Origin of the sequence: Pedobacter kyonggii (assembly GCF_004310665.1) — a bacterium.
Taxonomy (GTDB): domain Bacteria; phylum Bacteroidota; class Bacteroidia; order Sphingobacteriales; family Sphingobacteriaceae; genus Pedobacter; species Pedobacter kyonggii.
Genome location: NZ_SIXF01000002.1, coordinates 170,021 through 193,792, shown reverse-complemented (window position 1 = coordinate 193,792; position 23,772 = coordinate 170,021). Strand labels below are relative to the sequence as shown.

14 protein-coding genes are annotated in these 23,772 nt (G+C 39.6%); 2 read left to right on the top strand and 12 right to left on the bottom strand.

Annotation, left to right across the window (positions count from 1 at the left end):
- Positions 1-339: 339 nt before the first annotated feature.
- From EYS08_RS03365 to EYS08_RS03350, 4 genes are all read right to left on the bottom strand, one after another.
- Positions 340-858 (bottom strand): DUF2911 domain-containing protein, encoded by a 519-nt coding sequence (locus tag EYS08_RS03365; protein ID WP_131028440.1) that lies wholly within the window; start codon positions 856-858, stop codon positions 340-342.
- A 145-nt stretch (positions 859-1,003) separates the two neighbouring features.
- Entirely contained in the window at positions 1,004-1,627 is a 624-nt protein-coding gene (locus tag EYS08_RS03360; protein WP_131028439.1) for a class I SAM-dependent methyltransferase, read from the bottom strand.
- 90 nt (positions 1,628-1,717) lie between these two features.
- Positions 1,718-3,412, bottom strand: a complete 1,695-nt coding sequence (locus EYS08_RS03355; protein ID WP_131028438.1) for a sodium:solute symporter — start codon at positions 3,410-3,412, stop codon at positions 1,718-1,720.
- Between the two features lie 100 nt (positions 3,413-3,512).
- Positions 3,513-5,981 carry a PIG-L family deacetylase gene (locus tag EYS08_RS03350; protein ID WP_131028437.1) on the bottom strand — a complete coding sequence of 823 codons (2,469 nt, stop codon included), beginning with the start codon at positions 5,979-5,981 and terminating at the stop codon, positions 3,513-3,515.
- Positions 5,982-6,364: 383 nt separating this feature from the next.
- On the opposite strand from EYS08_RS03350, the gene EYS08_RS03345 reads away from it, so the two are divergent.
- Entirely contained in the window at positions 6,365-7,702 is a 1,338-nt protein-coding gene (locus tag EYS08_RS03345; RefSeq protein WP_131028436.1) for a sigma-54-dependent transcriptional regulator, read from the top strand.
- 186 nt (positions 7,703-7,888) lie between these two features.
- Here the strand turns inward: EYS08_RS03345 and EYS08_RS03340 are convergent, their stop codons facing one another.
- The gene (locus tag EYS08_RS03340; protein WP_131028435.1) at positions 7,889-8,341 is read right to left on the bottom strand and encodes a substrate-binding domain-containing protein; all 453 of its coding nucleotides are present in this window, start codon (positions 8,339-8,341) and stop codon (positions 7,889-7,891) included.
- Between the two features lie 46 nt (positions 8,342-8,387).
- Between EYS08_RS03340 and EYS08_RS03335 the strand changes: the two genes are divergently transcribed.
- Positions 8,388-10,022 (top strand): ABC transporter substrate-binding protein, encoded by a 1,635-nt coding sequence (locus EYS08_RS03335; protein ID WP_131028434.1) that lies wholly within the window; start codon positions 8,388-8,390, stop codon positions 10,020-10,022.
- A 302-nt stretch (positions 10,023-10,324) separates the two neighbouring features.
- Here EYS08_RS03335 and EYS08_RS03330 read toward each other — a convergent pair whose 3' ends face one another.
- The 7 genes from EYS08_RS03330 to EYS08_RS03300 form a co-directional block, all read right to left on the bottom strand.
- The gene (locus EYS08_RS03330) at positions 10,325-12,409 is read right to left on the bottom strand and encodes a S9 family peptidase (protein ID WP_131028433.1); all 2,085 of its coding nucleotides are present in this window, start codon (positions 12,407-12,409) and stop codon (positions 10,325-10,327) included.
- 85 nt (positions 12,410-12,494) lie between these two features.
- Positions 12,495-13,928 carry a SusD/RagB family nutrient-binding outer membrane lipoprotein gene (locus EYS08_RS03325; RefSeq protein ID WP_131028432.1) on the bottom strand — a complete coding sequence of 478 codons (1,434 nt, stop codon included), beginning with the start codon at positions 13,926-13,928 and terminating at the stop codon, positions 12,495-12,497.
- 11 nt (positions 13,929-13,939) lie between these two features.
- Entirely contained in the window at positions 13,940-17,074 is a 3,135-nt protein-coding gene (locus EYS08_RS03320) for a SusC/RagA family TonB-linked outer membrane protein (RefSeq protein WP_165456357.1), read from the bottom strand.
- Between the two features lie 319 nt (positions 17,075-17,393).
- Entirely contained in the window at positions 17,394-19,844 is a 2,451-nt protein-coding gene (locus tag EYS08_RS03315) for a TonB-dependent receptor domain-containing protein (RefSeq protein ID WP_131028431.1), read from the bottom strand.
- Between the two features lie 617 nt (positions 19,845-20,461).
- On the bottom strand, positions 20,462-21,190 hold the full coding sequence (locus tag EYS08_RS03310; protein WP_131028430.1) for an acyl-CoA desaturase: 729 nt from the start codon (positions 21,188-21,190) through the stop codon (positions 20,462-20,464).
- A 138-nt stretch (positions 21,191-21,328) separates the two neighbouring features.
- Positions 21,329-21,826: a cupin domain-containing protein gene (locus EYS08_RS03305; RefSeq protein ID WP_025142534.1), complete on the bottom strand. Its 498-nt coding sequence runs from the start codon at positions 21,824-21,826 to the stop codon at positions 21,329-21,331.
- A gap of 375 nt (positions 21,827-22,201) precedes the next feature.
- A complete protein-coding gene (locus EYS08_RS03300) occupies positions 22,202-23,758 on the bottom strand; it encodes a RagB/SusD family nutrient uptake outer membrane protein (protein ID WP_131028429.1) in 1,557 nt (518 codons plus the stop codon).
- Positions 23,759-23,772 lie beyond the last annotated feature (14 nt).

Here is a 23,772-nt window from a genome sequence, read left to right as displayed (position 1 = left end):
ATATGTTTTTTTTTATTTTTGGGCGCAAGCCCTGTACAGGATAAGAAGTGCCGTCCCATTTTTCGCTTTTACGCTTTCCTGAAGGTTCGGGATACCTCGTTGCTGCAGGGTAACGCTCCAATCGGAGCCAGGTGGCTGCAGCAGCATTTTATTTGTTGAGTTGCAGGTGTACAAACCTTTGTCCTTAAACGCGAGTGCAATGAATCCCGACGTAAAGTCGGGAGAAATGGAAAGCGCGACTGCAAGCCGCCAAGAATTACAACCCAGTCATTTTCAAAAAAGGCAAAAAAAAGCCGTCCTAATGTAAAACATGGACGGCTCTAAAGTAATCTTAGCTAATTATTTAATATTAACCGGAACAGAAATTTTATCCCATTCTAAAGCGAATCCGCTTTTGGTAATTTTATAAACCAAACGTTCTTGTGTAGCTTTTAAGGCTTTGGTTTTAACATCAACACGCAAAGCATCTTTAGCTTCTTCGTATTTGTAGGCACCCCACTGTTTTGGTTCTTTGTTAAAAATAGCTGTCCAGGTTCCGCTTTCTTTAGGGATTAAAAAGAAACTGTATTTCCCTGCTGCTAAAGGTTTACCTTCAACCAGGATATCTTTATCGGTTTCGAAAGTAGTAGCCTCGTTTGCACCTGCACGCCATACTTTATCAAAGGCTTCTAAACCGCCCCAGATTTTACGTCCTTTTACGGCAGGGCTGCTGTAGGTGATGGTAATGGTTGCACCTTTTACTTTTCCTGTTGCTGTAGCCGCAGGACTTGGTTTAGGCTGCGCATCTTGTGCCATTGCACTTACAGAAATAGTAATTGCTGTAAATAGTAATGCGATTGATTTAATCATCGTTTTCATAGTATTATATTTATCTGTTTTTGTTGTTTTTGATTTTACGAATTTATGGCTTTAGGTTGATAAAAACTATAATCCTAGTGTCTAAAAAATTGTGCAAAACTTCACTGTTTTTTGAACTCTTTTCTCAGTTACAGACCAAACCGCTTTATTTCCTTCTTCCAACAAATCTAATTACTGAGCCCAGGCCGTTATGAAACAAGCCCTCATTCAGTTCAATTTCTTTTTCTTCAAGCGCCAGAATCTCATAATTTTCGAAATCAGTTCTTATTTCCTCGATCGAAAATAGCATATCAATTTCTTTTGGTCCGCCAACTTTTTCGTTTTTGGCAAGATAATCAAGATGTTTCTTGCTAAAAGCTTCAAAAATAAGCAAACCGCCCTTGCGTAAATAATTGCTCAGTGTTTTATGGTAAGTTGATTTAATCGCCGATGGAAAGTGTGCATAAATTAAGGCAATGGCATCAAACTGTTCAGCTTTATAGTCCAGCTCCTGAAGTTCGCCCATCTGGTAATCAATGCTAACGTTATTGTTCTCTGCGAGTTGAAGTGCTTTGTTCTTTCCTTCAATACTGATATCAAAGGCCGAAACTTTCCAACCGAGTTTAGCGGCAAAAACAGCATTTCGGCCTTCGCCTTCTGCCGGAAAAAGTATTGTTCCGGTATCGAGCTGCATCAACTGTTCTTTTAGATAGTTATTCGGCTGTTCGCCATAAGCAAACTCATCGGCACTGTATCGGTCATTCCACCTATCAACCCAAGCTTCGTTCATATTTAGCGTTATCTATTTTGTCGAAAATAAAGGTATTAAATTTTAGGTTTGTGCCCGGGGAGCAAATATCTGCTGCACGTAAAATTAAATCTATTTGTCGACTACGGTTTTCGGATTAGAAAACAAGAGGCCAATTACCGAAAACATAATTACTGCTGCTGCGCCGATTACATTGAGCCAAAGGAATGAAACAATATCGAACTCATATACTGCAACAACGGCAATTTCGGATAAGATGGCTGCAATAAATACGATAGGTCCGTTTATCTTTTTAAAATAAAATGCCACTAAAAAAATACCAAGAATTGGTCCATAGAAAAGCGAGCCCAGTACATTAACGGCTTCGATTAGCGAGCCCATCTGTGTAGCAAACATGGCAACAGCTATTGAAAAAATACCCCAGGCCAAAGTATGTAAACGGCTATATTTCAATTCAGTCTCGTCGTCTACTTCTTTTTTACCAAAAATGAGGTGTACATCTTTTAACGAACAGGCAGCAAGTGAATTCAGCGCTGCAGAAATAGATCCCCAACTGGCCAAAAAAATGACGGCGAAAAGCAGACCGATCATCCCAACGGGAAGGGTGTTCTTTACAAAGTACAAAAAGATATAATTGGTATCGGTTTTCTCTGCGTTATAATTCGATTTGTTTATTGCCTCTTCTACCCTGCCATGCAGTTCTTTTACCTGCTTTTGTGTTGATTTAAAATTTTCTATCGAAGAATTTAGAGACGGTAATTGCTTTTGCTTTTCTACCAGGATATTTTTTGATTGCTGGTTAAATTTATGCGCTAAAGCGTTATGTTCTTTTTCGAAAGCTGCCGCTTGCTGAGGCTGAGTTTCTTTTAAGTACTGATAGGAGCGTTCATTGAAATAAATCGGTGCAGGCTTTAATGAGAAGAAAGCAAACAATAATGCACCGATTAACAGGATAGCAAACTGCATCGGGATTTTAACCAGTCCATTCAACAGTAATCCCATTTTTGCATTGGTATTGTCTTTCGCGGTAATGTATCTTCCCACCTGGCTCTGATCTGTCCCGAAGTAAGAAAGCGCGAGAAAAAAGCCTCCGATTAAACCACTCCAGATATTGTATTTATCCTTCCAATCGAATTCGGTGGTAATTACATTTAATTTACCCGATTTCCCGGCAAGGTAAAGTGCGTCTTTAAATCCGATTCCATTAGGCATATGCTGCACCAAAAGATATCCGGCAAAGGCCATTGTTCCTAAAATGATCAAAAACTGAAGTTTCTGTGTGTGTGCAATTGCTTTTGCACCGCCAACATAGGTATAAATCAACAAAATCCCTCCGGTAAGTACGTTGGTTAAATAAATATTCCAGTTTAAAACGCTCGAGAGGATAATACTTGGTGCATAAATGCTGATCCCTGTCGATAATCCCCGCGAGAACAGAAACAGCAACGAAGTTAAAACCCTTGTTTTTTTATCGAAGCGGTTTTCCAAATATTCGTAGGCGGTATATACATTCAACCTTTGAAAAATCGGGATGAAAGTAATGCAAATAACAATCATCGCCAGCGGCAGACCAAAATAATACTGCACGAAGCGCATGCCATCGGTATAAGCCTGCCCTGGCGCTGATAAAAAAGTAATAGCACTGGCCTGCGTAGCCATAATACCCAATAGCACAATATACCAGGGCATTTTATTATCGGCCTTTAAATAGGAAGCATTGCTTTTTTGCCCACGACCAATAAAAACACCATAGGTTACCACAGCAAGCAAAGTAAATATCAGTACCGCCCAATCGATATTACTCATGCCCAGAATTTAGTAAACAGGTAATAAAATGCAATCTGAAATACCAGCGCCAAAGCGAGTATAATATACCAGGTATTCCAGTTTTTGAATTGATTTTTCATCACTTCCCGGCTGATAAAAAGTTAAAAAACAATCTGGCTGCACCAACATTTCCGGCAGGTAATTGCCTAAAAAAAGCTAAAGGTGTATAAATAAAATTCCCTTTGCCATATTTCGCGTAAAGTGTCGACCCTTGAAGCGGCTCTTCATCGGTATCGTGCATCTCGAACAGCGGTTCGTATTTAGCATCCCATTTATCAGGAAAATAAGCACCACGCTCCTGCACCCATCCTTTAAAATCTTCAGCAGTAATTTTGTTTGGGTAGTTTAACAGTTTATGTTCAGGTTTTAAAAATTTAACCTCTGCATTTTCTTCGGTCACCCTTTTACCACTGATGCTAAACGGATAAACACCAAAATCCTGCAGTGCCATATCTTGTGCGGTATTGTACTGCATCACAATGGTCCCACCGTTTTCTACATAACCGCGCAAAGCAGTTTGCCAGTTTTTAATTCTTTTTTCGGTATTGATTACCCTTACTCCAGTTACCACGGCATCGTAAGTTGCCAGTTTTGTTGAGTTTAGGATGTCAGCTTCCGTTAATACATCAACCTGCAAACCTGCCTGTCTTAAAAACTCAGGGATCAGATCTCCGGCCCCTTCAATATACCCAACTTTTTTGGCCAGTACCTTTACATCTCCCTTAATCAACCACGTTGTGGCCGGAACAAAATACTGTAGGGTGGGCAAATGAGGATACTGAATTAATACCTGGCCTTTTGAATATTCATTCGCTTCTGAAGAGAAAACAGCTTCTAATTTATTCTGGCTGGTTTTAATTCTGGCTAGATCTTCAATTGGAAGAAGGAAATTCATCGTATTGATGGTATTCTCGGCCAGGTTGATTCCCTGAAAGGTTTTCACTACCTGGTTACCGATCTTGAAACTAACCTTACCATAATTAATGTTCTTGTTGGCCTTTAAGCGAAGGCTAACATTTAAAGCTTCTTTGTCCTTAGCAAAATAAACTGGCTCGCTAAAACTTAAATCGAGCGCGGGAATGATCCTGAGGCCTTCTACAACATCACCTTTAACAGGATCTAATTTTTTATAAGATAAGGGCAATCTGATTTCAAATTTTTCCGATCCTATTTTCAGTGACAACAGCACATTAACAGGCGATTGCATTTCTGGCAGCCCGATTAAAGTATCGTTAGCTACGCTGAATGTTGCCGCATCTTTTGCAGGCTTGGCTAACCAATAAGGCTCGGTAGGTTGCACAGCTGCAGGAATCTGGATTTTACGTTCAATAGTAATCAGCGAGTCGTTAGCAAGCTTTCTATTTAAATTATCTGTCTGGTTTAACCAATTCACACTTTCTATGATAACAGGGGTGGCTGATCTTGAAATTAAGTTTAAACGGAAATTATAACTGTTGCCGGCAATTGCTTCGGGTTGATTGGTTACCACCTCACCCATAAAACCTACACTGCTCAAAATGATGTTATCGATCGCCGCAAGTTTATCTTTTCTCAAGGCTACATCCTGCAATTCTGCAATTTTCTTTCTTAACATTAACAGTCCATGTAGGCTCTTATCGGGTTGGTTATAATTGAAAGATAACAAGATAATATCGATCAGTTCATCAATATCCCCTACACCTTTATCTGACCAGTTGACGCTTAAGCCATCAAAAAGAGCGCGCTTAGCAGGATCACCCAGAACATTTGTAAAATATTCGGAGCGCATACCAGCCACAGATTGTGTTCCTGCACCCTGACTTTTGTGTAAACTTCTGCTTAATCCAGCCAGTTCACCATAACCCATTCCCAATTGTGCATCATATTGACCAACGCTTATCTTTAATTGATTTTCGGCTGTGGTATTTATCGAACCAAACCTAAAGGTATTCCACAATAGTCTTTTCGGTTGCCAAACAGCAACATATTTAAGCTGATTTGGAAACATATTTTTATCGGCAGCAGCCTTAAATGCCTTCTCTGCAACAACAGCAGAAGCTGCATGTTGTCCGTGACCCGCAGCGGCAGTAGGCGGAAAGCGGCAGATAATCACATCGGGCCTGAATTTTCTGATCACCCAAACTACATCAGCTGTAATGCTATCGGCATCCCACTGTTTAAATGTATCTTTGGTATTTTTAGAGAAGCCGAAATCAATTGCCCTGGTGAAAAATTGTTGCGCCCCATCTAATCTACGCGCCTCCAAAAGTTCGTGTGTTCTGATCAGGCCTAAGGCTGCACCTTGTTCGGTGCCCAAAAGGTTTTGTCCGCCATCTCCCCTGGTAAGCGACAGATAAGCCGTTTCTACATTTTGATCATTGATTAACCAAGATAATAAACCAGTATTCTCATCATCGGGGTGAGCAGCCAGGTATAAAACTTTCGGAAGATGTTTTAACGTTTTTATATCTCTATAAATTTCTGAAGATTTGGCTGGGCGTATTTGTTGGGCAGCACAAAAAGCTGCTGGAAAGCAAAATATGAATATTGCGGTTAGTCTCTTAAACATAGAATTTGTTTTGCAAAAACCAAATATGCTCAAAAAGCTTTTACTTTAATGCTTCGGAAACGAAAAAGGTACAATTTAGTTTGGAGTTGGGAGTCCAGAGTCGGGAGACAAAAGCTTAAAGACCAAAGATAACCATGCATTTGTCAGTCTGAGCGTAGTCGGAGGTCTTACGCCGTTTTTACGAAAAATCATTTATCTCAACCCGTGGTCTGTGTCCTCACTGACCACTCCTTTCTTTTGCAAAGCCAATTTGTAATATTTATCCTTTCGTTCTGTGAGGACACAGACCGAGGAAGAAGAGTTGGGAGCCTGAGCCGTTTATTTTATCCACCTCATCATCTTTCGATATTTTTATACTTAATATTGCAGCATAAATTTTACCTATGAATGGCATGGTGCTCATCATCGATGATGAAAAGAAAATCTGTAGTTTACTTTCCAGGATTATAGAATTAGAAGGCTTTAAAACCCTGCAGGCCAATACTGGAAAAGAGGGCCTTAAATTGCTTAAAAGCAACGATGTTAGCATTGTCATTAGCGATGTAAAACTACCTGATGTTAATGGGGTTGCGCTGGTTAAGGATATTAAAGCCATAAAACCCTACGTAGAAATTATTAACCTTACTGCTTATGGCACCATTGCCGATGGCGTTTTGGCGATTAAAAACGGGGCATTTGATTATCTGGTAAAAGGCGATGATAACGACAAAATTATTCCGCTTTTGTACAAGGCGATGGATAAATCAAATCTGCAGCGCAGGGTTTCCGACCTGGAAAACAAGATCGCCAAAAAACACAGCTTCGAAACCATAATCGGTCAATCAAAAGCTTTAAAGGAAGCGATTGATCTGGCTAAGAAAGTAAGTACAACCGATACTACTGTTTTGTTATTGGGCGAAACTGGAACTGGCAAGGAAGTTTTCGCTCAATCTATCCATTACGAAAGTCCTAGGGCTGCAAAACCATTTGTGGCCTTAAATTGCAGTGGCTTTAGCCCTGATTTACTGGAAAGCGAACTCTTCGGATACAAAGCCGGGGCGTTTACAGGAGCCAATAAAGACAAAAAAGGGCTATTGGAAGAAGCGAACGGCGGCACATTGTTACTGGATGAAATCGGCGAGATGAACCTCGATTTACAGGCAAAATTATTGCGTGTACTCGAAAGCCAGACTTTTATTAAAGTTGGCGATACCCATACGCAACAGGTAAACGTTCGGATTTTAGCGGCTACCAATAAGGATTTAAAAGCGGATGCGAACTCTGGAAAATTCCGCTCCGATCTTTATTACCGACTTTCGGTCTTTACCATTACCTTACCGCCGTTACGCGACCGGAAAGCCGACATCCCCGCATTGGCAAAACATTACTTAAAAGAATTTGCCGACAAGGTAAACCGATCAGCACCCAAAATGGATGATAAAATTTTATCCATATTGAGCGATCATAGCTGGAAAGGAAATATACGGGAACTTAAGAATGTAATTGAACGGTTGGTAATCCTGTCAGATGGCAGTACTTTAAGCGCTACCGCCCTACCTCCTGAATTTTTTGAATTTGCACCGATAGAAAACAATTACAATTTACAACAGATAGAAAAGCAGCATATTCAAAAGGTACTCATCCATACCAAAGGGAATAAAACAGAAACCTCGCGATTACTGGGGATCGGCTTAACTACACTTTACCGTAAAATAGAAGAATACCAGATCAGAGAGGCCTGAAGCCTGGAAGGTAGAGGGGTGGGAGGTTTTCTCGTGCTGTCAGATATTCCTATCTGACAGAAAATGTGATATTTTTTTAGCTGAGAAGTTGAAAGGTTGGAATGTTCTAAAGTTGCAAATCCTCCCAGCGGATTAAAATTCAGTAACACCATCTCTAATCCATCTCATATCTAACATCTCACATCCCTAAGCTCCAAACCTGATCCATTTATCACCTTCGTGGCCAAAGATAAAAGAACCCGGGTGTAACATTTCGGCGATATCTTCTATTAGCGAAACGGCATTTTCAGCAGTTCTTTCGCGGTTAACATCGTCATTCAATAAAATGACTCTATTGTTTTGCACTGCTTGCCAATCGGTATTTAATGCCGCAGGTACTTCTCTCATTAAATCGGTTAAAGTTTTACCCGGCTGATAATAAATAATAAATACAGCGCTTAGTATATCAGCCTCTATCATTCCACCTGCCAGCGAAATTTCTTCTGATAAAAAATATTCCGGATTGTTGCTCGTATCTAAGCAGGCTACAGGCATTTTATCCATAAACTTAATCTTGTGCTCCACTAAATCTAAACGTTCCTGTAATTCTTCTTGTTGAGCAGCATCGAGGCCGATAAATAAATCGTTTAAAAAAGACATCTGCATTAAATTTATTAATTTGTGCAAAAATAACATTCCTATTCGCATGCGAGGCTCATTTAATTATATATTTTGGTTTTTCTGTGTAAGCTTGTTCTTTTCATGTAAGGAAAATACTGATCATCAGGACAAAAAAGTCTTTAATATTAATCTCGATCAGGGTTTAACCTCTATTGATCCGGCCTTTGCACGCAACCAGAATGCCATCTGGATGACCAACCAGATTTTTAATGGTTTAGTACAGATCGATTCATCCTTGCAAACACTGCCCTGTATAGCCAAAAGCTGGCAGGTTTCGGAAAATGCCTTAACTTACACTTTTAACCTGCGTAATGATGTTTACTTCCATGATGATCCTATTTTTAAAAATGGGAAAGGCCGCAAAGTAACTGCGAGTGATTTTGTATATAGTTTTTATCGCTTAATCGATCCAAAGGTGGCCTCATCAGGCGGGTGGATTTTTAGTGATAAAGTGAAGGATAAGCATAATTTTATCGCATTAAATGATTCTACTTTCCAAATCAAGCTGGTGCGCCCGTTCCCACCTTTTATGAGTTTACTCACTACACAATACTGCTCTGTTGTGCCTAAAGAAGTTGTAGAACATTATGGTAAAGATTTCAGAAGCCATCCTATTGGCACCGGCCCTTTTAAATTTAAATACTGGAAAGAAGGCGAAATATTGGTGCTTCTAAAAAACGAGCATTATTTTGAGAAAGATACCAAAGGGATGGCACTACCCTATCTTGATGCCGTTAAAGCCAGCTTCATCACCGATAAACAAAGTGGTTTCATGAGTTTTTTGAAAAAGGATCTGGATTTCTATTATAATGTTGATGGCAGTTACCGCGACGATATCCTGACCAAAAGCGGAAAGATGACCTCGAAATACAAAGGAAAATTTATGTTAACCAAAAGCCCATACCTGTGTACCGAATATGTAGGTATATTGGTTGATACCAATCTTTCGATTGTAAAGAAATCGCCATTGCGCTTAAAAAAAATCAGGCAGGCCATTAATTATGCTATAGACCGTGACAAATTGATTAAATACCTAAGAAATGGCATTGGCATAGCGGCAACATCTGGTTTCATTCCTAAGGGCATGCCCGGTTTTGATAGTTTGGCTGTTAAAGGGTATGCGTATAACCCAAAACTTGCTGCTAAACTTTTAGAGGAAGCTGGTTTCCCAGAAGGTAAAGGTATGGGAGAAGTAACCCTAAATACAACGACAACTTACAAAGACCTTATCGAATTTATTCAGGGCGAGCTTACTGCCGTAGGTATTAAAGTTAAAATTGATGTAAGCCCAAGTGCCAGCTTAAGGGATTTAATGTCGAAAAACAGCGTAAACTTTTTCCGTGGTTCATGGCTGGCCGATTATGGTGATGGAGAGAATTTCCTTTCCATGTTTTACTCAAAAAACAAAGTCCCTTATGGACCAAATTACACTGCTTTTTACAATAAAGAATTCGATCAATTGTTCGAGAAAAGTTATTATGAAACCGATAAAGAAAAACGTTTTGAGCTGTACCGCAAAATGGATCAGATGGTAATGGATTATGCGCCTGTTGTCCCGCTTTTTTACGATCAATCCGTAGTGATGCTTCAAAACAATATTAGCGGGTATTCCTTCAATCCGCTGAGTTTGATGATTTTGAAAAGGATCAAAAAGAAATAGAAGAATCGTCAACTAAATCAATAAATTAACAATATAAAATAAATAAATATTGTCCGTCAATAAGCAACCGTTGATAGATTCCAAAAGAAAGGTTGTCATTGCGAGGAGGAACGACGAAGCAATCTTTCATGTTAATGATCCATGCGATAAAGATTGCTTCCTCGGCAGAAAAAGCCTTCTCGCAATGACGATGCCTCGCAGCCTAGAATTCCCTAAAATCTTCTGTCATTTATATTGTTTTATACAAAAAATTAGCCCTCAGAATGACAGTGCGTTTTTGTTTTTGCTTACTAAAAGAATATTTACTTCTTATCTATTAACTTCCTTTTAAGAAAATCGGCAGTTGCTTCACTCACCTTTAAACCATTAGAAAACTTCATCCAGTGGTGGGTATCATCTGGAATAACTAAAAATTCGAACCCAATTTTTTTATCTTCAAACCTTTTGGCCAAATCTACACTCTGGTTAAAAGCAACATTGCGGTCGTCATCGGCATGGATAATCAATGTTGGTGATGTCCAGGTGTTAATGTAACTCACCGGAGATGATGATGTGGCTACCCTGGCAGCCAGTGCAGCATCTGGGGCAGGCTCCTTTCCTTCGGCTCCTGGATTGCTAAACCTATAATTTACGCCATGGATATCTACGCCTGCTGCAAACAATTTAGAATCTTTTCCAAGTGCCAGTGCAGTTAAGTAGCCACCATACGAACCTCCATAAATGCCAATTTTATTTTTATTAATGTTTTTCTGATTCGCTAACCATTCGCCTGCAGCCTTTATATCCTGATATTCTGCGGCTCCCTGTGCCCCGGCATTTAATGGTTTATGAAAATCAAAACCATAGCCAATGCCCAAACGGTAATTAACAGATAAAACCGTAAAACCCATATTAACCAGGTACTGGTTTAAAGCATAATCGATAGAATAATAATCCATCGGGTTCCAACCCAAAAACATTTGCCGCTGAGGGCCACCATGAACATATACAATTGCCGGCTTGTTTTTAGCTGCTTTTTTGGGGGAAAACAATTGTCCATATACAGTATTGCCATCGGGTGCCTTAAAGCTTACATGTTCTGGTATTACCATTTCTTTGATGGGAAAATCGTTAGGAATAAGTGATTCACCTATGAGTTTAACTTCCTTTTTATCATTTAACACAGTTGGTAAAAGCGGCCGTTCTGCTGTGGAACTTAAACAGAAAAAAGTACGGTTATCTCCCGAAATTACAGGATAGGCTTCAATGCCTTTACCAAAACTCAATGCCTCCATATTTGCCTTATTTACTGCTACTTTGTAAATATGCCTTCTATCTAAATCATCGGCTTCTTTGCCTGTGTTTGCTGCAAAAACCAATGTCTTTTTATCGTTGCTCAATTTAACGTTTTCAATAGCAAAATTACCTGGGGTAAGCAATAAACGGCCTGATCCATCGGGATTAACAGCATACAAGTGCGGCCAACCGTCTTCATATGAAGCGAATATTATTTTACCGTCGGCCCATTGCAAATTGGCACCACCATCAATTGAAGGATAAGAACCCCTGATGGTTTCGGGAGCTTTCCAAATCCGTTTTCCTTCTCCAGTATTTACGTTAACCGCCCAGATAGCCCAAGACTGATGTTTTCGCGTTAAAATCGAATCAGTTTCAATACCTGTTCCTGCTGTGCGGATAAAAGCAATCGCATTGCCATCTGGTGACCAAACTGGTGCATTATCTTTAGAAAAAGATGGTACTAACCATTGTATTGCTGTTTGCTGATTGGTATAAATACCTACAAAAGAATGATCTGTGCGGTTGGAAACAAACACAATCTTCTTCCCATCCGGCGACCATTTGTAACCTGAGTTGATACCTTTTGCGTAAAACAGGTTTTTTGCCGGAAACGATCCGTCAATCGAGGCAACCATCACCTGACCCGCTTTGCTAAACAGCACCTGTTCGCTGTTTGGTGAAATAACAGGGTTATCGCCTTCACCTATTGCAATAACTTTTCCACCGCCAAATGGTACAGCAAATACCTGTATCTTTGGTGCAACTGGAGATGAATTTGCGTTAACCGGTCCGCCATCTCTTCCACCATGATCGCCGCCACGTACAAATACAATCCATTTGCCATTTGCAGAAATAGATAAACTGGTTAATTCTTGCCCATCATCATCATTATAATCTGTATTTTTTATTGCCTTATAATCAGGCGCTTCAGCCGTATAAACATTTCTTTTTCCCTGCTCGTTTGCGGCCCAAGCTATTTTAGAGTCAACAGGCGAGGCTACCAATTGTGTGGGAAAAGGGTAACTTAAAACTGATTTCAGTGTAAAGTTCTGTGCAAAAATTTTAGCGGTAGATATTAGTAGGAGCAGTATAAGCAGCGATTTTTTCATTACTTGATATTGAGCAGATAAATTATAAAAAAAAGCCCTAACCGATGTGCAGTTAGGACTCTGATTATTGTTTTTTATAAGAATGTTACTGATCCCACCACAGTTTGGTTGTTCTTGCCACATCTGTCGGAACATTTGCCCCGTTTTTACTGCGTTCGCCCTGTGGATAATCCAGGCGGCGGATAAATGTTGGAAGCGCAGCGTTGGCTGGCATACCGAAATCCTTGTACTTGTAATCGAAACGGCGTGCATCATTCCAGGCCTCAGGATTTAAATACGTTGCAATATATTTCTCTTTAAAAATAAGATCTTTTGTTAAGGCCGCAGCGCCAACATTAACAACAGGATCGGCCAGATAAGCATCTCTTGCAGTTGTCGAAACCAAAAGTTTATCCATATTAGCGCTAATACCGGCCAAATAAGCTGCATAGGCTTTCGTTTTATCGGTATCGAAATTTGCTTCAGCTTCGATAAATTTTAGCTCTGCATAAGTTACAATCAGTATCGGAGCGGTATTGCTGGTCCATGGAGAGTTACTAGAAATATAACACTCATCTTTTGTAGTGTTCGCACCAGGCAATCTGTTACCTGCCCCATTTACGGTTCCAATGTAAATGTTGTTAACGGTTTTATCGGTAATTTTTTCGATGCGTGGATCAAAAACTGTAAAAGTTTTACCATTTAAGGCATCAATAAACTGTTCAGAAAGCCATCCACCCAGCGATTGTTGCGAATTAGACAATGCCACATTGGCCCATGGATTACGCTCTCTAAAAGTAGCCATGCCAGCATCATCTGCATTTGAGGTAAAGGAATTACCCAGCGCTGCCAATACTGCTGTAGGATTATAAGAACTTGTTTTACTTATTTTGTTCAATAATCTGGCTTTTAAACCATAAGCCATTTTTAACCAGTTTGCCCTTTCAGTGGCAGGAGTTTTTCCATAAATTAAATCACTTGTTGGGGCCAGTTTAACTGTTGCATTGGTTTTGGCAAGTTCAACAATGGCTTCATCCAATAGTACTATGGCTTGGTTATATACCTCCTGTTGTTTGTCGTATTTTGGCCTAAGGTTGTTAATATCGAAAGCTTGCGAAAAAGGAGCATCACCCCATAAATCATTTACCAAGGTGAGGTTGTAGGCAATAATTACATCGGCTACACCTTTATACTCGCTTGAGCCTTGTGCAACTGCCAGTTTTTTCATTTCGTTAGCATCGGCCATGGCAAAATAAAGCGCATCCCAGGTAGTACTAAAATCAATTGCTTGGTAGGTATCTCCGGCCGCATTTGCTGAAGGATTGGCGGTATATTGCACATAAGGGGCAACAATATTTCCGATAAGGAAATTGTTATTTCCGATTTTGTAAGTTGACGTAGCCAACAATGCATTAAGTGTTGGCGTGGGAACCTGATTCGGGTTATCAGACAACTTATCAAAATAATCGTCTTTACAACTCTGCAAACCTAGTGTTGCAATTAAAGCTGCGCACCATGTATATTTTATAATCTTTTGCATCGTAATTCTATTTAAAAACCAACATTAAGTGTAAACATAATTGTACGGGCAGATGGATAGGTAAATCCGGCAGAGCCATCATTATTACTACCCGAATCGAAAGAACTCGATTCTGGATCTACACCATAATATTTCGTCCATAACCATAAATTATTTCCGGTAACGGATAGTGAAGCATTCTTGATTGATTTAGCAGGCAACCAGTTCTGAGGCAAATTATACGTTAAACTTGCAGAACGTAAACGTACCCATGAGGCATCACTTACAAACGGTTCAGAAACGTTGCGGTAGTAAATGCGGTAATATCCTTCACCATAATCAACACCGTCTGGCCCTATCCGCTGCCCCATATAAACCGGCTTAGTGTTCGGTTGTCCATTGGCCAAAACTCCATCAAACACCCGAACTGCTCTTCTATCTGCTGTATAATCAGGCAATCCGAAGGCCGAATAAAAATCTTCTAACCAGTTGTATTTCTCAAATCCTAAACGCGCATCAAACAATACATTTAAACTGAAATTTTTGTATTTGAAAGTATTGCCCATACCAATGATATAGTTCGGCTGCGAATTACCCAGTAATTTTTGTTTGCCACCTGAAATGCTCGGGAATCCATTTGCTCCGATCAGTAATGGAAGATTTTTATCCAGTACAATCGGATCTTCTGCCGTGCTTCCGTAATAACGATTAAAATAACTGCCATAAATATTGCCATATGGCTGTCCCTGGATCAGTTTCATCGATACTCCGGCATTGCCGTAACCTCTTGCGGCACCATAAACAATTTCTGATATTCCGTTAGGCATACTCAATACCATGTTTCTGTTGGCCGAAAAATTAACATTTACATCCCACCTGAAATCTTTTGATACAATTGGTTTACCATTCAATACCAGCTCAACTCCCCTGTTCCTGATATCGCCTGCATTGATTGATTTGGTTACATAACCTACTGCCGAAGAAATCTGTGTTTGGATGATCTGATCTTTACTTAATGAATAATAGTAAGTAAAATCGAAACCTAACCGATTTTTAAAGAACGACATCTCTAAACCAGCCTCGTAGGTATTGGTAAACTCGGGACGAAGATCGGGATTACCAAGATTTGGAGCAATGGTTAAACCACCTGTTCCGGTTGGCAGCGAAATATAAGGCGAATATCCGGTAAATGTAGAATACTCGGATGCATCCTTTCCGATCCTTGCATAAGACAAACGCAACTTGGCCTGATTAATGACAGTTGGCAATTTAAATTGATCGGAAAATACATAACTTAAACTTGCTGAAGGATAGAAAAACGATCTGTTCGCTTTTGGCAGCGTAGAAGTGATGTCATTTCTTCCGGTTACGGTTAAGAAAAGGTAATTTTTGTAATCAAAAGTCGCTTCTCCAAAATAACCGATCAGTCTCTTTTGTCTCAGGTTTTGTGTTGGAGTAAGCACGCCTGCATTAGCTAAATTAAAGAAATTGTACACGCCAAGAATACTACCCAATGTACCGATCTCTTTAGATTTACGGTCGTAAAGTTCTTGTCCAAGCCTTAAGGTCCCGGTAATATTATCTGTTAGTTTAGAGGTAAGCGTAGCAACGACAGTGCTGTTGATGGTTCTAAACTTGGTATTATATTCACCATAAAAACCCTGGGCATTATCATACATGGCCTCGGTAGCATACATCGGTCCTCGGGCAGTACGCACACGGTTATCATTATACGTATCTACTCCTAAGCGATAAGAAAAATTAAGCCACTTTGCAGGATCGTAACTTAGGCTTGCCCCACCGATAAACCGATTAACATCACCTTTAAATCTGTTATTTGCTGTACCCCAGATTGGGTTATTGGTACCGAAGTATTTTTGCGAACCATCTGCATTCTGATAATCTGCCACATCATAACGCGGCGACCAATAAGCCAAACTTTCGCCAAAACGGTCTGCACTATAAGTATATCCGCCAGAATTGGTGAAATTCATATTTACAGCGGCTTTAAATTTCGGACTGATGGTAAAGTCTGTATTTAAACGTCCCGAGAAATTTTTGTTATCGGTATTTGGCATCATCCCTTTTTGGTATAACTGCGAAACAGAAGAGAAAAATTTAATCGCCTCACTTCCTCCGGTAACTGAAATTGAATTTTTAATTTGCTGACCTGTACCAAAAGCACGGTCGTAGTTATTAAACAATTGATCAGGGTGAGTCGGATCGATCAGTTTCGCTTCAGCAATGGTTGGGCCCCATGCCGGTCCGATTCCGCCTGGAGGGTTAGTATAAACACCCAACACGCCTTGAGTATATTCCGTTTGTACATCTGGCGATTTCAACACTTCATCAAAGCCGTAACTACTGTTGAAATTAATACTAACGCCACCCTGCTTGCCTCTTTTTGTGGTAATTACCACAACACCATTTGCACCTCTTAATCCATACAGCGCGGTAGCGGCACCTCCCTTTAAAATATTGATGGTTTCAATATCCTCTGGATTTATATCTGAAGCCCTGTTGGTTACCCCTCTTGAACCAAATGCGGTTCCATCGGGATTAGCCCCAACTGTAGAAGTAGAGTTATCAATTTGCACCCCATCTATTACATATAAAGGATCGCCAGAAATGTTAGGATCAATAGAGTTAACTCCCCTGATCCGGATACTTGCGCCCTGGCCCGGGCCACCGCCTGTGCTCGAAATTGTAGCACCTGCAATTTTACCTTGTAATGCATTGAGCAAGTTAGGCTGGTGATTATAATTAAGGTCTTCAGATTTTACAGATTGTGCGGCGTAACCTAAAGATTTGGCCTGTCGGGTAATTCCCAAAGCCGTAGAGATGGTTACCTCCTGCAGTTCCTGCGCATCTGAAGCGAGTACCGTATTCACAGTAGTTTTATTACCAACGGTAATCTCTTGTGTTTTATAGCCCAAAAGGCTAATTACAAGCACTGCATTTGGTGATGGCACCTGAATGGTAAAACTACCATTTGCATCGGTAGAGGTACCTGTTGTGGTGCCTTTAATTTTCACACTTGCACCCGGCAAAGGGCCTCCGTCATCAACAGCGGTTATTTTTCCTGTTATTGTTTTTACCTGTGCCATTGTGGATTGACCCATCAGTAAAATAAAAAGAAAAAAAAGTGAGGTAAAGATTTTTCTCATATCACAATTGTTTAGTTTAGGGGATTTAGTTATATGCAATATAACATTTTTAGAACCAAAAACACGCACAAAACATGATCAATAAGGCCATATTTCGTGCAAAATTTTACACAAACCCCCTTCATCCTGCAAAATAGCGCAAAAAACATCAACAAAAAACGCATAAACAACCGTATAAGCTTACTTTATGCAAAAATATTACTGCCAAAAATTGGTTAGCGTAGTTTTAACGCTTTACAGAAAAGAAATAGTGATATAAAAGAAAAAAGCCCTTCCAAAATAAATCGGAAAAGGCTTAAATGTATATTAAATTGGGTTTTTATTGTTGAACGCCCCCCATACCTCCTTGTTGCTGATCCTGTTTCACATCATCGTTTTTGATTTTTTTCTTCTCCGTAAATTTAAGTTTACCGAACGAATAACTAAAGTTAACACCAAAAGAACGCAATGGGTAATAAATGTTGGTACTTTGATAAAGGGTACTTGTTTTATTTCCAAGTGTAGTAACAGAATTATTTACAGTTTTAATATGCAAATCGCGGGTAAATGGATTTAAAGTATTAATACCTATAGATCCTTTTTTGTTCAGGATATCTTTCTTGAACGATGCACCATAAAATACCATGGCATCTGTTTTACCCTGATATGTTCTCCTTGGCGAATTTACCACCCCAAATAATTCGAAATTGTAACCTTTACCAAAACCATAAGCAGAACGGCCAAATATATTGTAGTTTAAAAAGGTGCCCGTACTTAAACCTGTTTGTGTATTACTTACCTCATAAGTATTCACCCCAAGGTTAGTCATCAAAGTCCATTTTGGCTTTGGATTATAGGAGGCAAAAACGTTAGCACCATAAGTTTGTGCTACCCCCACATTAATATAGGTAGATAATGTTTTTTCAAATCCGTTTTCTTTTAATGGAATTATAGAACTTTCGATTACACCACCTGTACGGCGATAAAATACTGATGCATTAATGACAGATCCTTTAATAAAAGTTGAATAACCCAATTCAAAGTTGTCGCTTAACTCAGGGCTTAATGTTGGCTCTCCTTGTCGGATATTAAACTGATCGCTCTCATTACGGAAAGGATTTAAATAAGCTAAACTTGGTCTTTGTACCCTACGGTTATAACTCAATTTTAAAGTTGCATTCCCTTTAAGTGTCTGAGAAATGATTGCACTTGGAAATAAGTTAAAGTAATCGTTTTTTTGGATGCCCTCTTTAACAGTATTAAAATTGATACTGGTATATTCTGACCTCAAACCACCTTTAAAGTTTATTTTTTTACTCAATTTAAAGCTGATTACACCGTAGGCCGATGCTACATCTTGTTTGTATTCAAAATCTTGGTTCGCATCATTAGAAAACTCACTATTGATGTTCCTGAAAATCCCTTTTGCACCAACCTCCAAAGTGGTGGATTTGTTAAATGGATAGGTATAATCTGTTTGTATAGTGTATTCTTTATTTTTACCTGTATTATTATTATTTACAGCAGGGAATGAACTACCAATAATCTCGTTTTGGAATGCTGTTGTATTCCTTCCTGAAGATAACTGACCAGAAATAGTGAACTCTTCCCCTTCTTTTTTGGTAGTGTGTTTATAATCCACATTCCAATCGAAATTATTAAAGCCCATATCCATATCACTTCTATTTTTAAATGGCATACCATTTAAAACATAATCTGCACTTCCAGGGCCTCCGTTCGAAAAGTTATTGTATTTTAAATTGGTACTTACGTTATTGTATGCGTTAAAATCATAATCAGCACCAAAACCACCATTATACCCCTTACGGCTCCATTTAGAAACCCCGTCCTGAACAATATTAGTGACGGTTGTTTGACCAATAGTATCGGTACGTGTATTATTTTCGAATAGAACTCTCGAATCTTGAGCATAAGCCAAATTTGTACCTAAGCTTGTGTTTACGCTTAATCTGCCAGTTTTAGCGGTTAAGTTAAAAGCCCCGTTATTTTGACGGGTACCGGCAGATACATTAACCGTTCCACTTACGCCTTGGGCATTAGATTTTTTAGTAATAATATTGATGATACCTCCAGAACCTTCGGCATCGTACTTAGCAGATGGACTGGTAATTACCTCCACACTTTTAATCTGCTCTGCAGGGATCATTTTCAATGCATCAGCAACGCTGCTGGCCATAGTTCCTGATGGTTTACCATTAATTAATACACGAACGGCACCACCGCGTAACTGAACATTACCATCAACATCTACCGATAACATCGGCACTTTACGCATTACATCGGTCGCATCGCCACCAGCATTTGTTCCATCGGCTTCGGCGTTATAAACCATCCTATCGATTTTATTTTCGATAACTGCTTTTGTTCCCTGAACCTGAACATCTGCCAGCCTATTTTCGGTTGATGAGATATAAATTGTTCCAATGTTATTATCTGGTTTAGACGGGGTTGTGGTAACCAGAACAGATTTTGTTTTGTAGCCCATAAAACCGATCATTAACTTATAAGAATCAGGCGATACGTTCTGCAAGGTAAGTTTCCCTTTTTCATCGGTTACACCACCATTCACCGATTTATTATCTTTTGCATTAACCAACGATACAGTTGCATAATCGATTGGTTTTTTAGTTAATGAATCAAGTATAGTGGCCGTAATACGGCCGGTAACAGTAGATTTTTTTGGTCCTCCACCAAAGCCGCCACCAGTAAACTGGGCATGCGCGGTAAAAAATAATCCAAGGATGAAGGTAAGTAGTAGAAGTTTTTTCATGTTAAAGAGTTAGTCTTTTGTAATTAGTCTACGCAAATTGCGTTTTGTTACAATCATAACCTATACTTTTTACCCCAACTCATTTAAATAGTCGGCAAACACTGCACTTTTATCGGTAAAAGGAGTAATCAATTCCACATTTCTACATTTACCTGCTAAAAACAATTAAATGCATTCGATTTTCTTCTTGATTGGAAAGCAGATTCCTGTTCCTATCGGTTGCGAAAGTCCTGTCATTTGCTTCAATCTTTTTAAGGTGCTGCTATGCTGAAGCACGAAGCACCTGCAGCATATTCAAGGCTGCCGCAAACAAAACGGATTTTCACTGTTGTCAGGTTTAAATAAGATAAAACTGTGCAAGACACAGAAATCTAGGTGAAAAAATTATCAAATAGAACTTGTGCTATCCCTCAACAAGCTCAGGATGAAAAACTTAACAGATTAATTATGAGCGTTCTCCGCTTTCGTGGCAGGAAAAGTTAACACTTATTTGGTGAACCAAAGAGGGCACAAAAAATGGTCTGTGAGGACACAGACCATGTGAGTATTATGAATTTACCGTGGCTGGCGCATGCCCCCGCTTTAGTCTTTGTGCTTTAGTCTCTCAACTTTAGCCCTTAAACCTTTCTTATTTTTATAATACGCATCCAGTGCAATACCTTCATTACCGGATAGGTTGGATCAAATTCCCACCATTTGGTAGCAAAGTTAGGACTGTTTGGTTTTTTGTGGTGATTATTCTGAAAAAGCTCACCCATTAATAAAAAATCCCATGGTAATGAGTTTTTGCTATGATCATCATTATCATGATTAGAATAACCATATTTATGACCGCACCAGTTTACAATTGCCCCATGTAAAGGCCCCATCAAAAAGTGGATAGGCAATAAGATATATAGCCACCAGTGGTTGGCAAAAGCCACATAAAAACCAATATAAAACAGTCCGCATGCAATTCTCCATGCCCATGAATTGCCAATCTTATCGACGATTGGCCATTCGGGATAATTACCCTGAAAAGCTGGCTCAGGCTGTATTTTAAATTGCAGATAATTCATATACATGTTCTTTGTTGCGATCATCATCCCGAAAACATCCTTAAAAAAATGCGGAGAGTGCGGATCTTTTTCAGTATCGCTATAGGCATGGTGCATCCGGTGCAGGATGGCATAAGCCCTGGGGTTTAAAAATGATGAGCCTTGCGAGATCAGCAATATCAGGTAGAAAAAACGCTCCCAAAAAAGCTCCATTTTAAACATCTTGTGCGACGAGTAACGGTGAAGGAAAAAGGTTTGGCTAAACAGGGATAAAAACCAATGGCAAAGAAAAAAAATGAAGATAATCATGTATAGGGTGTATGCTTTATAAACGTAGTTTGAGGGCGTTTAGTTTTTAATCGTGTAGAAAAAACGCTTTAAATTAAGCGTTTAGATAAAAAGAATCCTGTTCCAATGCATAGAACAGGATTCTTTTTTAATTATTTATTATCTCCCGAAATCGTCTTGAACGCGTACGATATCGCTTTCATCTGATGGGTTTGAAGCATCGGTATGCTGCCATATTTCTGCTACAACACCCCAATCTTCTAAACCGATTAAACGGTGGCGTTCGCCTTGTTGTAATTTGATCTGATCTTTTGGAGCATATTTTTTCACTTCACCTTCTTCATCAGTTTGGCTGGTTTTAATGCCAACAGTACCAGTTACCACTTGCCAGATTTCGGCTCTGCGGTGGTGATATTGCCAAGAAAGACGTGTATTTGGTGCAACAATTAAAATTTTCGGGCTTAATTTACCCCCAATTTTAAGGTCTTCTACGTTTAATCCATCAAAATAAGTATCGGCAAACTGTTGCGCCTGGGCTTCATCTATTACAAAGAAACCACCCCAAGGACGGGTTTCATCGCGGTTTACTACATTAAAACCTTCAATTTTTAAACGTTGTGCTACGCTTTCGAATATTTCTTTTTTGTCGTTTGTCATTGATAAAATATTAGTTTTCTAATGATTGTCAAGGTTTACAGGCATTAATTTATCTCCTGTGCGGTTCTATAATTTGCCGCAAAAATAAGCCTAATAAATTAAAAAAGCCGCTTCAAGCTTTTTATTTTTTTAAACTCAATTTACAAATTACCGTAAAATCTGTCCATATAATAGTTAAAGGCTGTAAAATTGCCGACAAACACCTCCATTGCTTTAGTATGCTCCCGAGCGGCGGCGAGGAATCTCTATTCGGTTTTGCTTCAGCCGAAACGACGATGAAAACGGATGCCTCATATCGGGCACCCGTTTTTTTTGTTAAAACATTATTTATGGTCGGTGTGACACCAACCATTAGAAATAATAAAATACTGTTGTTTAATAACCTGGATTTGGGGTCAGGTTAGGATTGTTTTTGATTTCTGAAGTAGGAATCGGGAACAATAAATGTTTGGTTTGCAATGGTTGGTTTACACTTTTATTAACGTGGCCAACAAAATTATCAAAACCATTGGTACTTTCATTGTACACTTTACGCAAACGGACCATATCAAACCAGGTAATACCTTCGTAACACAGCTCGTGCCAGCGCTCTCTCCAAACCGCTTCTTCAAACTGTGTCTGGCTCAAACCTGCAAGATCAGCCAACTGCGCTCTTTTTCGTACTGCATTTACCGCAGCATAGGCAGCAACATTCGGACTGCCATCTGCCCTGTTCTGTGCTTCGGCATAAATTAATAAGGTTTCGGCATAACGGATCTGTGGAATATTCAGATCGCTCCTGCTGGTACCCTCGACACCAAGTGTTCCATTTGCAACCAGATCGAAGTGTTTAAAAACATAAGGCTTACCGCGGTTAATCAGCGGCATTTTAAATCCATCGGTATAATAATCGGTAAAGAAATAACCTTCTCTGTTTTTAGCCCTTAAATCTCCTGCCTCATACGAGCCATAAAAACCTGCTGTTGGAATAGCCGTTCCAATCCCATCAATTTTAGAAACCAGTGGCTGGTGCAAAGGTAAATAAGATGACTGCAAGGGGTTACCAGATCCGGCAGCATCATTGTACTGGATCCCGAATAAATGCTCTACTTTATTGTCATTCTTCGCATCGTGCAGGGCTCCATAATTAGGGAGCAGGCCGAGTGATGCTGGATTCCCAGTTGAATAATCGATTATCTCTTTGGCTTTATCTGCAGCTAATTTATAATAAGCTGCTCCTTTGTTAAGGGGTTGTCCGGCCATGGTTAAATATACTTTTGCCAGTTCAGATTTAATTGCTGCTGTAGAAACACGTCCACTTGCATCCATCAAAGGCAAACCGGCCGCTTCTGCAGCAACCAGATCGTCAACAATGAGTTTGTAAACCTGTTCTTGTGGAGCACGTGAAGGAGAAAAATTGGGATCGTTAGGGCTGGTAATCGGTTTAGTAATTAAAGGCACATCGCCCCATAAACGTACCAGGTAAAAATAGGCCCAGGCCCTGATGAAAGCAGCCTCTCCCAAAATCCTTTTTTTCTGTGCATTGTCCATCGGGTTAATGCCCGGAACTTTATCCAACACCAGGTTTGTTTGTGCAATTACTTTATAAAATCCGTTCCAGGTTTGGTTAACATGCAGGTTTGTTCCGTCATAAATGAGTGAATACAAATTGTTCAGATCGGAGTTTTGTGCGGTTTCGGTAGATTGTATGCCGGTTGGCGCATCAAGCATCTGCCAGTTGTTGGAATAAATACCGGCACCATTTCCAATAAACCGGATCTCTGCATAAACAGCAGCAATACCTGCTTCTGCATGTTCTGGTAAAGTATAAAAATTATCGGGTGAAAGATTGGTGGGGTCTGTTTCATCTAAAAACTTCTTACATCCCGAATTCCCTATTATAGCGCTGCTTAGCAACAACAAAGCAGCGATATTTTTTATGTTTATTTTCATGTTGATATTCTTTC

Bases quoted from the DNA above. Each gene is read 5' to 3' on its own strand.
- EYS08_RS03365 (WP_131028440.1), bottom strand. From the start codon at position 858: ATGAAAACGATGATTAAATCAATCGCATTACTATTTACAGCAATTACT.
- EYS08_RS03335 (WP_131028434.1), top strand. From the start codon at position 8,388: ATGCGAGGCTCATTTAATTATATATTTTGGTTTTTCTGTGTAAGCTTG.
- EYS08_RS03315 (WP_131028431.1), bottom strand. From the start codon at position 19,844: ATGAAAAAACTTCTACTACTTACCTTCATCCTTGGATTATTTTTTACC.
- EYS08_RS03340 (WP_131028435.1), bottom strand. From the start codon at position 8,341: ATGTCTTTTTTAAACGATTTATTTATCGGCCTCGATGCTGCTCAACAA.
- EYS08_RS03300 (WP_131028429.1), bottom strand. From the start codon at position 23,758: ATGAAAATAAACATAAAAAATATCGCTGCTTTGTTGTTGCTAAGCAGC.
- EYS08_RS03325 (WP_131028432.1), bottom strand. From the start codon at position 13,928: ATGCAAAAGATTATAAAATATACATGGTGCGCAGCTTTAATTGCAACA.
- EYS08_RS03320 (WP_165456357.1), bottom strand. From the start codon at position 17,074: ATGAGAAAAATCTTTACCTCACTTTTTTTTCTTTTTATTTTACTGATG.
- EYS08_RS03330 (WP_131028433.1), bottom strand. From the start codon at position 12,409: ATGAAAAAATCGCTGCTTATACTGCTCCTACTAATATCTACCGCTAAA.
- EYS08_RS03355 (WP_131028438.1), bottom strand. From the start codon at position 3,412: ATGAGTAATATCGATTGGGCGGTACTGATATTTACTTTGCTTGCTGTG.
- EYS08_RS03345 (WP_131028436.1), top strand. From the start codon at position 6,365: ATGAATGGCATGGTGCTCATCATCGATGATGAAAAGAAAATCTGTAGT.
- EYS08_RS03360 (WP_131028439.1), bottom strand. From the start codon at position 1,627: ATGAACGAAGCTTGGGTTGATAGGTGGAATGACCGATACAGTGCCGAT.
- EYS08_RS03350 (WP_131028437.1), bottom strand. From the start codon at position 5,981: ATGTTTAAGAGACTAACCGCAATATTCATATTTTGCTTTCCAGCAGCT.
- EYS08_RS03305 (WP_025142534.1), bottom strand. From the start codon at position 21,826: ATGACAAACGACAAAAAAGAAATATTCGAAAGCGTAGCACAACGTTTA.
- EYS08_RS03310 (WP_131028430.1), bottom strand. From the start codon at position 21,190: ATGATTATCTTCATTTTTTTTCTTTGCCATTGGTTTTTATCCCTGTTT.